A 13,930-nucleotide genomic window follows, 5' to 3' on the forward strand; every position below is an offset into this window, starting at 1 on the left:
CTACCGGTCGCGATTAACGGAGCGGAGCATGGCGCGACTATTGTCCGTGAACGTGGGGCTTCCGCGCAACATCTCTTGGAATGACCGCACAGTATACACCGGCATTTTCAAAAACCCGGTAGCCGGACGTTGTCGCGTTGGCCGATTGAATTTGGACGGCGACGGTCAGGGCGACCTCGCTGGGCACGGGGGCGAGCAGCGGGCCGTCTTCGTCTATCAAATCGCATCATATCGCTACTGGCAGAAGCACCTGAACAGGACCGACTTCGTCTATGGTCAGTTCGGCGAAAACTTCACGGTCGAGGGCTTGCCAGACGATGCAGTTTGCATCGGAGATCGATTTCGTATTGGAGGCGCGCTTTTCGAGGTCACTCAACCTCGCGTCACATGCTACCGGGTTGGCATCCGCATGGACGAGCCCCGAATGCCGGCATTGCTGACTTCCAGCGGCCGGCCAGGATTCTACTTCCGAGTTCTGCAAGAAGGCGAGGTAGGAGCGGGCGACGAAATCCTCAAGGTGGGCGAAGCGAATGAACGGGTAACCGTCGCTGAGCTGAATGCACTGCTTTATTCACCGGAACATCCCCGCGTCGAATTGGAGCGCGCGGCGCGGATCAAAGCGCTTTCGCCAGGATGGCGGGGTTCTTTTGAGGCTTTGCTGCGCAGCCAATCGACCGGCGTAGAGAGCGGCAATGCCGGGCTCGCTCCGCCAGCCGCGTTACACCCTGCTGCTCCCGGATTTCAGCCGCTCGCGGTGGCTGATCTAGAGCAGGAGTCCGTGGACGTCGTCTCTCTGTCGATGCGGCATCCCGATGGAAAGCCGCTCCCGCCCGCTCTACCTGGTCAATATATCGTGCTGCGCCTTCGCCCGACCCGTTCCAGTGCTGCGCTATTTCGCAGCTACTCGCTCTCGGGCCCACTCTCGGAAGAGCGCTACAGAATCAGCGTCAAGATCGAACCGCACGGGACGGCCGGCCTTTTTCTGCGGGATCATGTGCGGATAGGCGATCTTGTCGACGTAAGCTCGCCGCGCGGAAGCTTTACATTGCAGCCTGGGCAGAGCCCCGTGGTACTGCTCAGCGCAGGCATCGGCGCGACACCTCTTCTGGCAATACTATACGCGCTGGCGGCAGCCCGGGACACGCGGCAGGTCCTCTGGCTATACGCGGCTCGCGACAGACGGCACCATCCTTTTGCAGCCGAAGTCCGCCGTCTGATGGCCAGTCTCCCCCATGGTCGCAGTTATGTCTGCTATAGCAGGCCAGACCCGGTCGACAGACTCGGCGTCGATTTTGATGCAACCGGCCACCTATCACCATTGGTCTTCAATAGTGTCAGTATCCCGCAGGACGCGGACGTCTATCTCTGCGGACCTGTCGACTTCATGGCAGACATGAAAGAGGCGCTAGCCGCATCGGGCGTCGCCCCGGATCGCGTTCGTATCGAGATCTTCAACGGGAGCGAGCCGCTGAACCCCGGTGTTGTTGCCAGCGAGCGGCGCGCGCCACATCTGCCGGAAGGCGACACCGATGCCGGTCCGCTGGTCTCCTTCGCTCGAAGTGGTGTAGCCGCCCATTGGAACCCTTCAGTGTACCGGAGCATTCTGGAGCTGGCAGAGGCCTGTGACGTTCCCTCCCGGTGGTCATGCCGAACCGGTGTTTGTCACAACTGCGAAAGTGGGTTGATATCAGGCGCGATCGCCTATGAGCCTGAACCGCTTGAAAGGCCGGCCGACGGCAACCTTCTCATTTGCTGCTCGCAACCGACCCGTGATCTAGTCATCGATTTGTAAGCTAATCGAAGGGGACGGACTATGAAGTCTGGCACAGCCGCGTTCGGAATATTATCGCTTGGGGTTGTCACACTGCCGATAAGCGATATCGATCGTGCGCTCCGGTTTTATGTGGACCGGGTCGGCTTTGCGCTCGATGTCGACTATGCGCCGAACACCACCTTCCGTGTGGTCCAGCTCACGCCGCCTGGCTCCCACTGCTCAATACAATTCGGCAGAGGCGTTACGGACGCGCCCGCAGGGTCGCTTCGCAACATCTATCTTGTCGTTACGGATATTGAGACTGCGCGAAGCCGGTTGCTCGAACGCGGAGTCGAAGTCAGCGAACTCAAGCACAAGGCTCCGATCGACGGCTGGGGTGGGGCGTTCGCCCCAGGTTTCGACCCCAACCACCGCGACTATGCCAGCTTCGCGGGCTTCTCGGATCCAGATGGCAACACTTGGGTGCTGCAGGAACGGGGACACCCTGATGTGTGATGCGCGAGCAGCGCTGTGAAATCGCAAAAACGCTGCGGAGTTAGGCCTACTTTTGTCAGTTTCGCCGCGTTTCAGCCATTGGCGGTTCGGGATTCAAATAGCCGAGCAGACAGCAGATGCAGAGACCCAAGCCCGCAAGGGGGTACTTCAGCGCAATCATTGCAGCCACGCCGAAGAGGGCCAAGGTCGTAAAGGATCGGACGCGCATGAGCCTGCGTACTTTGGGCGAAATCTTGACGCTGCTTCGCCGATCGAGCAGCTCCCAGATCAGCCCGATGTAGGTTGCATTCACCAGAGAGAAGGCGGCTGCGTAAAAGGCTACGGGCTGCGGCTCGAGTTCGCTCACCGCCATCCAAGCAGTGGATAGCGGAGCAGTGAGATCGAAAACGAATGCGCGAAATTGAACCACATGAGGTGCGGTGTCGTCTCGCGAGCGTAGCGCATGAGGTAGTGGTGATTGGCCCAGACGATGGCGATGAAGATGTAGCTCACGGCGTAACTCAGCCACGTCGCCACAGGGATAGCAATGCAACGAAAGTCGGCTGACCGGGTGGTCTCAACTCCAGCACCAGCACGGTGATGAGAACGGCGAATACGCCATCAGAGAACATGCTCAGTCGTTTCTAGAGTCGCAGGGCAAGATATTTACGTCAATTGGCTGTCGACTTACCTATCTCGGCTCGGAGTTCCGGCATTCAGGGTCTTGCGAGATAGCGTCTTCCCGTGTCACTCAAACCAAGCGCCAATCGGGAAGGCAATGAAGATCGATGATCCGCTCGGATCCGGCTCACATCTCTGCCGCCATGAACGCAGACGAAAACGACCACTTTCGGGAACGTTTGAAGTTTGCTGAATGGCGGGAAAGAGGCGCATAGCAGCCGTCCAACAAACGCGCATTCGCCTTGCGCCGACCTCAAGCCTGGAGGACACCGACCTCAGCCCTCACTCCTTCACCGCCCCCCGTAGAGGGGGCTCGAGGAAGAATAATAGAGCACCGGCAGCGGATCGATCAGCGCGCCTGCCATTCATAGACGTTCGGGCGCTCGTAAGCGCGCCAACCGGCATGTCTTGTTTTCGCCTGCCACATCCGCTTCCGAGCTGCTTCGCGTTTCTTTTCACAGTTGAGCACTTCCCGCGCGTTGTCTAACGCAGAAGCGGGAAGTCTCCGTCTCTCCCGGACTTACGCCTTGGCGGCGTTCTGTGCAGCCTCGAACACATCTCGTGCGGACGTCGTACCGGCTACGTGCTCCGTACTCGCGGCGCCGAGGTCCATCCATCCCGCGTTCACGGCCTCGAACATTTCTTCGGCAGGTCCGGAGCGGCCCTTGGGGATGCCGAATTGCTCGAAGGCTTCCGCCCAGCCTGCACGCGGGATTGCAAAGGCTTTCACGTCGCGATTGAGGACTTCACCCAACTGCCCCGCGACGTCATCGGCGGTGACCATCGAACCAACCTCGATGACGCGCTGCCCTGACCACGCCGGCCCGGTCAAGACGGATGCGACCTCCGCGCCGATGTCGTTCGTCGCGACCATGGTCGATTTCCGGTTTGTCGGATTGTAGTAGACCGGTAGCGTTCCGCCCTGCGCGACCTGCAAGCCGTAGAGGAAGTTTTCGAAGAACCCGCCGGCGCGCACAAATGCGATTGGCGATTTCAGGTCGCGAAGACCTTGCTCCAGAAGCGACAGGGCCGTGATCACCCCGTGCCCGCTGGTTCGGTTCGCGCCCATCGACGAAAGCGCAACCACGCGCGGCGGCGCTGCCTTGGTAAGCGCCTCGACATAGTTTGCAATCACGCCCTTTGCTTCCTTGTAATCGGGCGAGGGCGCCCAGACAGGGGGCAACATGACGAACGCGCCTTCGACGCCTCCGAGCGCTTGCTCGATGGCTGCCGGATCATTCCAATCGCCCTCCACCAGCTCCACGCCCTTGTTCGCCCAGTTGGCCGCCTTCTCGCGATTGCGGACGAGCGCGCGTACATCCTTGCGGTGCGCCAACAGATGTTCTGCCGTTGCGCCGCCAACTTTTCCCGTGATTCCCAGTACTAGAAACATGTGTTTTCTCCTGATGTCGAGGGACAGGGCACTGCCCCGGTTGGTTCAATGGATGAGCGGTAGAATGGCCCGGACTCGGGGATCGCGCAGATAGAGGCCGCCCCACGCCAGCGCGCCCAGAAACAGGGAAATGATCTCCGGCGGCGATCCCAACTCACCAATGCGGACGTGGGCGCAGATGGCACCGCCCAGAAAGCCCGTCACCAGGATCGCGCCGAGGACGGCGGTGGCCGGAATGGCGTAAAGAATGGCGCAGGCGAGTATGATCGGCCCCACGACACGGGTCAGGTCCATCGTGAACCCGGTTTCCTGCAACATGCTCGCGATTTGTGCCGGCGCGAGAAGCTGGATGGTGCCGTCTGCCACCAGAGCGATAACGACAAGCGCGCTCATGATCCGGCCGGCCCACAGGGCGCGATGCAAGGTCACGGTTTCTGCTGCCTGACGCGGGTTCATGGTTTCGGACACTTCTCGTTCTCCGATGGGGAGATCCCATATCCGAAACTTACTGTGCCTCCTGAGTGTGATAAACACTGAAAAAATGAACCAACTGTTCTCTTTATAAAAAACAATAGAGGTACGAAAATGCAGAATCTCGAGCACGTCCTCATTTTCATAACGGTAGCGGAAATGGGCAGCTTCACCCGCGCGGCCGATAGCCTGGGCATCCAGAAGGGGAGGGCCTCGACGGCGGTCCGGAAGCTGGAAGAAGACGTCGGTGCCAGGCTCCTGCACCGCACGACGCGCAGCGTGCGCCTGACGGAGGACGGGCGCGCGTTTCATGCCCGTGCCCGCGATCTGCTGGCTGAAGTCGATGATCTGCACTCGATGTTCGCCGGCGATCGCGTGGCGCTTCGCGGGCGCTTACGGGTCGATCTTCCGACCGAAGTGGCGCGCACGACGATCGTGCCGGCCTTGCCGGAGTTCATGGCGGCTCACCCCGAGTTGGAGCTGGAGGTGTCGAGTACCGACCGGCAAGTCGATCTGGTTCAAGAGGGGTTTGACTGCGTCTTGCGACTTGGTCCCATCGGAGACGAGACGCTGATTGCCCGCCCGTTGGGCCTGTTGCGCATGGTCAACGCCGCCAGTCCCGCTTATCTGGCGCGCTATGGCGTCCCTCGGTCGCTGGACGACCTCCAGCGCCAGGAACATCGGACAATTCATTTTTCGACGATGCTGGGCGCGAGACCGCATGGATGGGAATATCCGGACGGCGACGGCTACGCGACGCTTCAGTTGCCAGGCGCGCTACACGTCAACAGCGCGCAGACCTACGACGCTGCTGCCGTCGCCGGCCTTGGCCTGATTCAAGCGCCGCTTCTGGGGATTGGCCAATACTTGAAGAGTGGAGCGCTGGTGGAGATCATGCCCGATTTGCGTCGCCGGGCGATCCCCGTGTCCTTCGTCGTAGCACATCGCAGCAATCTGTCGCGCCGCGTCCGCGCATTCATGAAATGGATCGAAGATGTACTGGCGCCGTATCTCGAATAGCGGGACGAACATCTTCGTCCCGCCCGAAATTGCCATCCTGAGTATGTCTGCCGGTCGGCGGTCGCGGGCCAACAGAATGCGACACTGAAAACAACCGGGTTCGACATGAGATCTCGCTGCTCGCAGCCTATCCGGAGCCGCCCGTCTGGACGAAATCGAGGAGAGGGGAACCGTCCTCTCTCCCCCAAGTCCTCACGGGCGAACACGGATGACCGTTTTCCCCGCGCGTCGTTCGGTCGAGTTGAAGGCCGCGATCGCCTCGTCGAGGGTCGCGACTTTGCCGATGTTTGTCCGCAGGCGTCCGTCCCGCACCCGCTGGACGATTTCGCTCAGCTGGGCACGATCGGACTCGACGACGAAGTCGACCGCCAGGCCATCCACGGGCCGCGTCTCGGCCGGGCCGACGACGGTCACGAGCGTGCCTCCGGCTCGGATCAGGCCCGCGGACCGCTTCTGGATGTCGCCGCCGATGACATCGAACACCAGATCGACGCCGCGCACGTCTTCCAGGGTGTCGTTCTCGAGGTCGACGAATTCATTCGCGCCGAAGTCGAGCGCCTTCTGGCGGTCGGCAGAGCGTCCGGTGCCAATGACGTAGGCGCCGGCCTCTCGTGCGAGCTGCGTCACCATCGACCCAACGGCGCCGGCCGCACCATGCGCAAGGACGCTCTGCCCCGCCTGAAGACGGCCGTGCTGAAACAGTCCCTGCCACGCGGTCAGGCCCGAGATCGGCAGGCTAGCGCCCACCGTGAAGTCGACATCGCCCGGCAGTGGCGCGAGGTTGCGGGCCTCGATGGCGATATACTCCGTCAGGGTGCCGTCGCGATACCAATCGGCGAGGCCGAACACCCGCTGGCCTACCGAGAGCCCGGTCGTGCCATAGCCGAGGGCGGTGACCACTCCGGCCAGTTCGTGCCCGGGGATCGATGGCGTCCGGTCGCGATCGACGCGATCGGTCCAGGTCGAGGGCCACGTCAGCTCGGTCGGGACGAACCCCGACGCATGAATTTCGACGACGACATCGTTTATCGCCGCCTGCGGCTCGGGCCGCTGCACCAATTTCATCCCGGCCGTTCCTGCAGCCTGGTCCGTCACTACGATCGCTTTCATGGGAATTGTCTCCTCAGACATTTGTTGGTTCGGGGTAATTTACGGGCGTGGAAGGACTTTTCGATCTCTCATGCAATCAGCCATTGGCGCGGCGCCTTCCACGAGAGCGGCAGTTCTTGCCATCCTCGTCTCCGTAAGATCTGGAGTTGCCGGGGATTATGCAAACTCCAGGACATCGGCCACCGGCATGCGCGGCTTCTGCGGCCAGTTGCCGGCTCGCTCCGGCCCGACGGTCAGCAGCATGACCGGCACTTCGTCTTCGGCCAGGCCGAACTCGCGGTGCACCGCCTCGGCGTCGAAACCGATCATCGGTGTCGAACCCATGCCCAGCGACCGGGCCGTGTAGATGATCGCCGCGGTGCCGAAGGTCGCGGAGCGTACCGCCTCGTCGCGCTGGCGCTGCGGCTGATCGTCATACAAACCGCGAGCGGGGATCTCCCATTCCGGCACCAGGTGCGCCGGCATGATGCCGGCCTCCACCACGGGCGCCAGGCGGGCTGGGACGGTGCTGGCATCGGCCAGCCTGCCGATGATGATGAAGGTCACGGCCGCATCGGTGATCGCCGGCTGATTCCAGGCGATCGGGCGCAGCCGTGCCTTGGCTTCCGGCGAGCGTACGGCGATGAAGCGCCAGTTCTGCAGGTGGAAGGAGGTTGGCGCGGACGTGCCGATACGCACCAGGTCGCGAATCTGATCGTCGCTCAACGTGGCAGTGGGATCGTAGTACTTGGCGGCGCTGCGGCTCAGGATCGTTTCGATGACGGCATTCGTCGCGAAAGCGTTTTCGCTCTTCCCGGTCTGCGCGAAGATTTCGGCGGCTACGCGGGTTGCGGGTCCGGTGGTGGCGAGGCAGTTCATTGGATGGCTCCCTTATCAAGTGATTGCGGAGCCTAACCTACGGGGAAGAGTGATTATTTCGAGGCTGAATTAGCTCAATGTGATGCGCGAAAGGATCAAATTGCGCTTTCTCGATTCCGGACCGCGCGTCTTACTCGCCCTTGTGCGCCAGTCGCCGCCACTCCCCCGGCGTCATCCCCGTCCTTTCGGCGAAAACACGCCGGAACGCCGAAACGGATTGATACCCGACGGTCTCGGCCACGGCCTCGGTGCTGATCGCCGGCTTCTTCAACTCGTTGGCGGCCAGGCTCATGCGGAGATCGGTCAACAAATCGAGCGCGGAGCGACCCAGCTTGTCCTGGAACTGGCGCATGAACGTAGCGCGCGACATCCCGCACAATTCGGCCAGATCGGGCAGTTTCCAGGGCCGTGCCGCATCGGCGAACATCGCGGAAATGGCTGGAGCAAGCCGGGGATTGCCGGCCAGGGCCAACAAGCCTTCGGGGGCTTTCCCGGATTGGCTCGCCGCGCGCAGTACCAGTGTGAACAGGGCCGAAGAAAGCGCGTTGAGAATGGCGCGTCCTCCGGCTCTGTCTCCGGCGGACTCCATTCGCATCAGCGTCACCAGGCCGGCCAGTTGGCTGGAGGCGGAGCCGATGCCGTTTTCTTCATCGCCGTCCTTGGACCGCGCCACCAGATCCGCAGGCAGGTAGTTGCGGACCAGCCGATCATGGGGTGGTGCGATAAAAAATCGCCCACACAGCAGATCCAGTTGCTCGCCCTGGCCATCATTCTCGCTCAGCATCCATCCGGCAGCCCCCCGCCGTTGCTGGGTAGGGATTGGTATTTGCCCGCTGCCGTCGTGCAGCACATGCGCCGCGCCGTGAGGCAGCAGCACAATATCTCCACTCACCAGCTCCCTTGCTGCTCTCGTGTCCGGATCCTCCAAAATGGCCCGGCCCCTGACGATGACATGGTAGGGAATTTCGTTTGCGGCAGCCTTGCTCCAGGCAATGCGCCACGGCGCACCGTAGGCGCAGCGGACCTCGAGCTGGCCGGTAACGGTGATGATTTGCAAGAGATGGCTGAGCCAGTCCACTTCAGACATTGGACCTCGAAAACCGGAAATGGTGAAACATCTTATCGCAATTGTGCACTGGTTCTATCTGTCGCTCACATTTCCAAACCCGGCTACGCTCGCGCCTGGATCGCGAGCGAGCCACCGAGCGCCGCACGATCGGAACAGGGGCCTGTATCAGGCGCCGCGGCCAAGTGCAGTTTCTTTCGCCTTTCAAAACGGATGCACGACCCAACCGCGCAGGCTATATTGTCGCATCGGGCCGACGTCATAGAAGGGGAGGGCATGACATGCAGGCAATGCCGATAGCGCATCACGTCGCGCAACCCGAGGTCGTGGCCTCCGTGACCGGCTATCCGGCCGCCGTCCTGTGCTGGCTGCTTTCGGCTGGCGTCTATATCGCGGCCAAATGGGTGGCGCCTGAAATGCCACCCTGGGGCCTCTGCTTCTGGCGGCTGACGCTTGCCTGCGCCATCCTGCTGCCGATCGTGCACCGTCATCACGACGCGATGATCGGACTGTTGCGAACGCGCGTCGTGGAGGTCGTCGCGGTGGGGGCGATCGGCCTCACCCTGTGCCAAGGTATGATCTACCATGGCCTCAACGACACCGACGCCACCACGGCCGGCATCATCATGGCGCTGTCGCCTGTCATGACGATGGTGCTCGCCCGTTTCGTGCTTGGCGAGCCGCTCGGGCTGTGGAAGTCGCTAGGCGCGCTGGTTGCGCTCGCCGGGATGATTTTCATCGTTGCCCACGGGAACCTGACGGCGCTGCTGCAACTCAAGTTCAACGCCGGCGAGCTGTGGATCGTCGGCAGCGCGTTCTGCTGGGGCCTGTACACCGTGCTTTTGCGCCGTGCCAAATTCGGCATCGAACTCCTGCCGATGGTCGTGCTGCTGCTCGGCGCCGGTGCGCTGGTCGCCTTGCCGTTCCATGTGTGGGAATTGTTCAACGACGAACGCTCCGCCATGGACGTCCACAGCATTCTCGCGCTCGCCTATCTGGCCGGTCCGGGCGGCGCCTTGATGTACTATCTCTACAATAAAAGCGTGGAAACGCTCGGTGCGAGCCGAGCGAGCATGCTGCTCTACCTGCAGACGGTGTTCGTCGCTGTGTTAGCCTATCTGCTGCTCGGCGAGGGCTTGCACGATTACGATCTGGTCGGCGCGGCCTTCATCGTCACCGGCATCGTACTCGCCACCGTGGTCAAACCCAGGCCAGCTCAACCACGCGTGGCGTAGATAAATCGAAGGTCAGGACGGTTCACTGTCGAAACAGGCGCGCAGCAAATGCAACCCTTCTTCGATGCGGGGCGTCGGAATGGCGCCATACCCCAGCATGATGCCGGCTCGCGGTATGGCGTTCACGGCGAACCGTGACAGGATCTGGACGGCGACGCTGCGATCGGCTGCACGGCGCGCGACCTCGGCGATCTGGTCCGCCGACATTTTCCGGGCAAGAGCGGTGAGATGGAGCCCCGTTGTCGATGGGATGAGTTCGAGATGATCGGCAAAATCATTGGCGATGGCGTTCGCGATGATCTGGTGCCGTTCCCGGTAGATTGCGTTCACCCGACGGATGTGACGCGCAAAGGCGCCCTCATCGATGAAGCGCGCGAGCGCTGCTTGCGCCGGGGTCGATGAATGCCAGTCGCTGACGAATTTCGCTTTGTGCACGGCCGCTCGCAGCGATGGCGGCGTCAATATGAAGCCCAGCCGAAGCGTCGGCAGCATTGTCTTCGAGAAGGAGCCGACGTAGATGACCCGGCCTTTTGCGTCGAGCGTCTGCAACGGCTCGAGGGGACGGCCCCCGAAACGGAACTCGCTGTCGTAGTCGTCTTCGATGATGGCCGCGTTATTTCGCTCGGCCCAGGCCAGCAGCGCCTGCCGGCGCGGCAGCGTCATCGTCACCGAAAGCGGAAATTGATGAGACGGCGTGACATACACGGCTCGGACTCCGCGCGGTAGCGCATCAACGACCAGGCCCTGGCGATCCACCGGTACACCGACCACACGAATACCCAAGGCCTTGAACAAATGCCTCGGAGGACCGTAGCCCGGATCTTCAATGGCAATTGCATCGCCCGGTGCCAGCAGGACGCGGGCCAGGACATCCAGTGCCTGCTGCGTACCGTTTGTGACAATGATGTCGTCCGCAGCCGCCCCGATCCCTCGGGAGATGCCTATGTGCCTGGCGATTGCGACCCTGAGATCGTGATGTCCGGCGGGATGCTCGTAAGTGCCGGCGGTCGCTTCGCCCGAACGCAGCGCCCAAACCACCGACCGCCGCCACGCCCCGTGCGGAAACAGCGAAGCATCGCAAAACCCGGCGTGAAAGTCGAACCGAACCGGCTCGAATGCGGGTGGTGGGGCTATCGCCTCCCAGATCTGGCGTGGCTGGAGCACGCCGGTAGATCGGCGTCCGGTCTTTTCTCGCCCGGCCGGCACGACCAATTCGCTGATGAACGTCCCAGACCCCTGCCGGGATGTCACGAACCCTTCCGCGGCGAGCCGTTCATAAACCACGGTCACGGTGGCACGGGACACGGCAAGCGTCCGCGCCAGTTCGCGGCCAGGCGGCAGAGGGTCGCCGGGCCGCAGCCGTCGATCCAGAACGGCGCGCCGTATCTGACGATAAATCTCGCCGCTGAGATTCTTGCGCCCGACCAGGCTTATGTGAAAGGCCGTCATTGTTCAGCAACTGGAATTGGTCTGACGCAGGCACTGGAATTCAGCCTGCCACCAGTCCTCCTGCGTCCTGCCGGCTTAGCGGCAGCGCCTTGCAAGTGTCGTCATGCCAAATTGAATTGGACTGGCCAAGAATCCATGAATTGGCACTTCTATCGGTCCTCTAGCCTCCTTACCATTGCTTCGGCGGCAAGGGAAGAAGCGGATGGCTGGCTGTGGGAGGCTGAAATGCCTCGAGCGGAGACTCGAATCCATCACCCGTCGAGCGTGCGACTACCTTGGTCTGTGCTGAAAACCACAGTCGCGGCCCTCAAGACCTGGCAACTATCCGTCTCAAGACGTCGGGAAATCGCGGATTTGTCCCCTGAGCTGTTGAGGGACATTCGGGCCCATGCCATCGATCTGCCGGACCACGGGGCCGATCCTACGCCGGTCGCCACGGCTGACCCTATTCGCGCCATCGGCGCGGCCTTGCGAGCACAAGGCCGCCGCCGCTTGCTGGTGGACCATTCGATCGGCGGCATTTTCGAACCCGCGCCGTCGAGACCACCGCGCGGCTCGAAGCTGCGAACCAACCGTCAACATTTTGGGGAGAGTGCCATGCCCAACCATCAGCGCTCTGCTACGCGCACGACAACGCTTGCCCACCAGCCCGGTTCGATCCCGGGCGAGACAGGGCTGCGCGCGGCCGACCGACCAATCGTCACCAAGCAAGAGCTTCCTTCCGCTGTCCCACTGATGGCGCTTTCGACCGGTTTCTGGGCCTTCAAGACTCTGGCCGCCGCGCACGAGTTGGACCTCTTCAGCCGCCTTGCGAGCGGCGCCGCCACCACGGTTGCCGGTTTGGCGGAAGCGCTCGGCCTGCATCAACGACCGGCCGAGATGCTGTTGACCGGCTGCGCTGCACTTGGGCTCCTGGAGAAAACGGACGGCCGCTATCGCAACACGCCCTTAAGCGAAACTTATCTCGTGAAGGGTAAGCCGTATTACTTCGGCGGCTTCGTGCAGATGGCCGACAAGCGACTCTATGCGGGCTGGGGAAGGCTTGCAGAGGCGCTGCGCACGAACCGGCCAACCACATGGGGTCCGGCAGTGCAATCCTCGATGTTCGAGGGCGAGGATCCTACGATGCTGGCGCTTTTCTGGGAGGCGATGCATTCGCTTTCCACGATGACCGCGCGCAAGCTCGGCGAAGCCGTGGATCTCAGTCATTTCCGCCGCCTCCTGGACATCGGCGGCGGATCGGGCGCGTACGACATCGAGCTTTGCAAACAATATGGGGCGCTGCGTGCGACCGTGTTCGACTTGCCGCATGTCGCCGCGATCGCCGCGGGAAAGATCGCCGAGGCCGGCTTGACCGACCGCATCGAGACCGCGGACGGCAATTTCTTCGAACAGCTTCCCGGGGATCACGACGTGCATCTCCTGTCGATGATCATGCACGATTGGGACGAGGCGAAGAACCGCGCCCTGCTGCGCCGATCCTTCGAGGCTTTGCCAAGCGGCGGCGCGGTCGTCATCAGCGAGCTTCTCGTCAATGATGAAAAGACCGGCCCGGCGCCGGCCGCGCTGATGAGCCTCAACATGCTGATCGAGACGGAAGGACGAAACTACACCCCGGCCGAGTATTCGGCGTGGCTCGAGGAAGCCGGATTCAGGCACGTCGAGACGGTCTGGTTCGATGCTCCCGCCGCGAACGGCGCCGTGATCGGCCGCAAACCGTAAGGCGCAACGTAGAGCGGATCAGGTGCGCCGCAATCGGCTGGCCGGGCTGCGTAACGGCAGCCCCCGACGGGAGCACGACAAAGGTCATAGGAGAAGCCAAGAACAAACCAAGGGAGAAAACCATGTTTCCAGCGTCAGTTCGTCTCGCATTACTCACGGCCTCGGTCGTCGCCCTTCCATCATACGCCGCCATGGCCGACGACGCGCAGGTCGCGCGTGGCGAGTACCTGGTCACGATCGCCGGCTGCAACGACTGCCACACGCCCGGCTACTTCTTCGGCAAACCCGATATGTCGCGTTTTCTTGGCGGCTCGGATGTGGGCTTTGAGATACCTGGCGTCGGTGTCTTTCCCGGTCGAAACATCACACCCGACAAGGAGACCGGCATCGGCAGCTGGACCCCGGAGCAGATCGTCGCTGCGATCCAGACGGGCCAGCGGCCGGACGGCCGCACCCTGGCGCCGATTATGCCCTGGCCTGCTTTTGCGCATCTCACAGCGGACGATGCCATGGCGATCGCGGCGTTCCTGCAAAGCGTGAAGCCGGTAAGCAACAAGGTCCCGGTCCCGTTCAAGCCTGGCGACACGGTGTCGAGATCCATGATGCGGATCATACCGCCGGGCGGAACCGCTGCCGCTGCACCGAAATAGGCCGAAAACCGGCCTTCCACCGGACGT

14 protein-coding genes are annotated in these 13,930 nt (G+C 62.2%); 6 read left to right on the forward strand and 8 right to left on the reverse strand.

Annotation, left to right across the window (positions count from 1 at the left end):
* The first annotated feature begins 28 nt into the window (after positions 1-28).
* Together FJ986_RS04095 and FJ986_RS04100 are read left to right on the forward strand one after the other, a co-directional pair.
* Positions 29-1,792 carry an MOSC and FAD-binding oxidoreductase domain-containing protein gene (locus tag FJ986_RS04095; RefSeq protein ID WP_140581195.1) on the forward strand — a complete coding sequence of 588 codons (1,764 nt, stop codon included), beginning with the start codon at positions 29-31 and terminating at the stop codon, positions 1,790-1,792.
* Between the two features lie 21 nt (positions 1,793-1,813).
* The gene (locus FJ986_RS04100) at positions 1,814-2,269 is read left to right on the forward strand and encodes a VOC family protein (RefSeq protein ID WP_140673476.1); all 456 of its coding nucleotides are present in this window, start codon (positions 1,814-1,816) and stop codon (positions 2,267-2,269) included.
* A gap of 55 nt (positions 2,270-2,324) precedes the next feature.
* Here FJ986_RS04100 and FJ986_RS30680 read toward each other — a convergent pair whose 3' ends face one another.
* The 4 genes from FJ986_RS30680 to FJ986_RS04115 all read right to left on the reverse strand — a co-directional run bounded on the left by FJ986_RS30680 (position 2,325) and on the right by FJ986_RS04115 (position 4,790).
* Positions 2,325-2,615: a hypothetical protein gene (locus FJ986_RS30680; RefSeq protein ID WP_224684699.1), complete on the reverse strand. Its 291-nt coding sequence runs from the start codon at positions 2,613-2,615 to the stop codon at positions 2,325-2,327.
* Positions 2,612-2,761 (reverse strand): TMEM175 family protein, encoded by a 150-nt coding sequence (locus FJ986_RS30685; RefSeq protein WP_246681757.1) that lies wholly within the window; start codon positions 2,759-2,761, stop codon positions 2,612-2,614. Before FJ986_RS30685 ends, FJ986_RS30680 begins: the two co-directional genes overlap by 4 nt.
* Before the next feature lie 688 nt (positions 2,762-3,449).
* Entirely contained in the window at positions 3,450-4,322 is an 873-nt protein-coding gene (locus tag FJ986_RS04110; RefSeq protein WP_140673478.1) for an NmrA family NAD(P)-binding protein, read from the reverse strand.
* 45 nt (positions 4,323-4,367) lie between these two features.
* Positions 4,368-4,790, reverse strand: a complete 423-nt coding sequence (locus FJ986_RS04115; protein ID WP_140623962.1) for a DoxX family protein — start codon at positions 4,788-4,790, stop codon at positions 4,368-4,370.
* A gap of 117 nt (positions 4,791-4,907) precedes the next feature.
* Between FJ986_RS04115 and FJ986_RS04120 the strand changes: the two genes are divergently transcribed.
* Positions 4,908-5,813 carry a LysR family transcriptional regulator gene (locus FJ986_RS04120; protein ID WP_140673480.1) on the forward strand — a complete coding sequence of 302 codons (906 nt, stop codon included), beginning with the start codon at positions 4,908-4,910 and terminating at the stop codon, positions 5,811-5,813.
* 192 nt (positions 5,814-6,005) lie between these two features.
* Here the strand turns inward: FJ986_RS04120 and FJ986_RS04125 are convergent, their stop codons facing one another.
* The 3 genes from FJ986_RS04125 to FJ986_RS04135 form a co-directional block, all read right to left on the reverse strand.
* The gene (locus tag FJ986_RS04125) at positions 6,006-6,923 is read right to left on the reverse strand and encodes an NADP-dependent oxidoreductase (RefSeq protein WP_140632303.1); all 918 of its coding nucleotides are present in this window, start codon (positions 6,921-6,923) and stop codon (positions 6,006-6,008) included.
* A 156-nt stretch (positions 6,924-7,079) separates the two neighbouring features.
* Positions 7,080-7,781: a nitroreductase family protein gene (locus FJ986_RS04130; protein WP_246681759.1), complete on the reverse strand. Its 702-nt coding sequence runs from the start codon at positions 7,779-7,781 to the stop codon at positions 7,080-7,082.
* A 130-nt stretch (positions 7,782-7,911) separates the two neighbouring features.
* On the reverse strand, positions 7,912-8,868 hold the full coding sequence (locus FJ986_RS04135; protein WP_140498351.1) for an AraC family transcriptional regulator: 957 nt from the start codon (positions 8,866-8,868) through the stop codon (positions 7,912-7,914).
* A gap of 260 nt (positions 8,869-9,128) precedes the next feature.
* Between FJ986_RS04135 and FJ986_RS04140 the strand changes: the two genes are divergently transcribed.
* Complete coding sequence (locus tag FJ986_RS04140; RefSeq protein WP_140665597.1) at positions 9,129-10,082, forward strand: EamA family transporter; 954 nt, start codon at positions 9,129-9,131, stop codon at positions 10,080-10,082.
* Positions 10,083-10,094: 12 nt separating this feature from the next.
* Here FJ986_RS04140 and FJ986_RS04145 read toward each other — a convergent pair whose 3' ends face one another.
* Positions 10,095-11,531 carry a PLP-dependent aminotransferase family protein gene (locus tag FJ986_RS04145; RefSeq protein WP_140673482.1) on the reverse strand — a complete coding sequence of 479 codons (1,437 nt, stop codon included), beginning with the start codon at positions 11,529-11,531 and terminating at the stop codon, positions 10,095-10,097.
* Between the two features lie 135 nt (positions 11,532-11,666).
* Here FJ986_RS04145 and FJ986_RS30695 point away from each other — a divergent pair, with 135 nt between their 5' ends.
* Both FJ986_RS30695 and FJ986_RS04155 read left to right on the forward strand, forming a co-directional pair.
* Entirely contained in the window at positions 11,667-13,253 is a 1,587-nt protein-coding gene (locus FJ986_RS30695; RefSeq protein ID WP_246681761.1) for an acetylserotonin O-methyltransferase, read from the forward strand.
* A gap of 191 nt (positions 13,254-13,444) precedes the next feature.
* The gene (locus FJ986_RS04155; RefSeq protein ID WP_224619145.1) at positions 13,445-13,903 is read left to right on the forward strand and encodes a cytochrome c; all 459 of its coding nucleotides are present in this window, start codon (positions 13,445-13,447) and stop codon (positions 13,901-13,903) included.
* Positions 13,904-13,930 lie beyond the last annotated feature (27 nt).

The organism is Mesorhizobium sp. B1-1-1, from assembly GCF_006442955.1.
GTDB lineage: Bacteria > Pseudomonadota > Alphaproteobacteria > Rhizobiales > Rhizobiaceae > Mesorhizobium.

Coding starts and splice junctions, on each gene's coding strand:
- FJ986_RS04095 (WP_140581195.1), top strand. CDS start 29: ATGGCGCGACTATTGTCCGTGAACGTGGGGCTTCCGCGCAACATCTCT.
- FJ986_RS04100 (WP_140673476.1), top strand. CDS start 1,814: ATGAAGTCTGGCACAGCCGCGTTCGGAATATTATCGCTTGGGGTTGTC.
- FJ986_RS04110 (WP_140673478.1), bottom strand. CDS start 4,322: ATGTTTCTAGTACTGGGAATCACGGGAAAAGTTGGCGGCGCAACGGCA.
- FJ986_RS04120 (WP_140673480.1), top strand. CDS start 4,908: ATGCAGAATCTCGAGCACGTCCTCATTTTCATAACGGTAGCGGAAATG.
- FJ986_RS04125 (WP_140632303.1), bottom strand. CDS start 6,923: ATGAAAGCGATCGTAGTGACGGACCAGGCTGCAGGAACGGCCGGGATG.
- FJ986_RS04130 (WP_246681759.1), bottom strand. CDS start 7,781: ATGAACTGCCTCGCCACCACCGGACCCGCAACCCGCGTAGCCGCCGAA.
- FJ986_RS04135 (WP_140498351.1), bottom strand. CDS start 8,868: ATGTCTGAAGTGGACTGGCTCAGCCATCTCTTGCAAATCATCACCGTT.
- FJ986_RS04140 (WP_140665597.1), top strand. CDS start 9,129: ATGCAGGCAATGCCGATAGCGCATCACGTCGCGCAACCCGAGGTCGTG.
- FJ986_RS04145 (WP_140673482.1), bottom strand. CDS start 11,531: ATGACGGCCTTTCACATAAGCCTGGTCGGGCGCAAGAATCTCAGCGGC.
- FJ986_RS30695 (WP_246681761.1), top strand. CDS start 11,667: ATGAATTGGCACTTCTATCGGTCCTCTAGCCTCCTTACCATTGCTTCG.
- FJ986_RS04155 (WP_224619145.1), top strand. CDS start 13,445: ATGGCCGACGACGCGCAGGTCGCGCGTGGCGAGTACCTGGTCACGATC.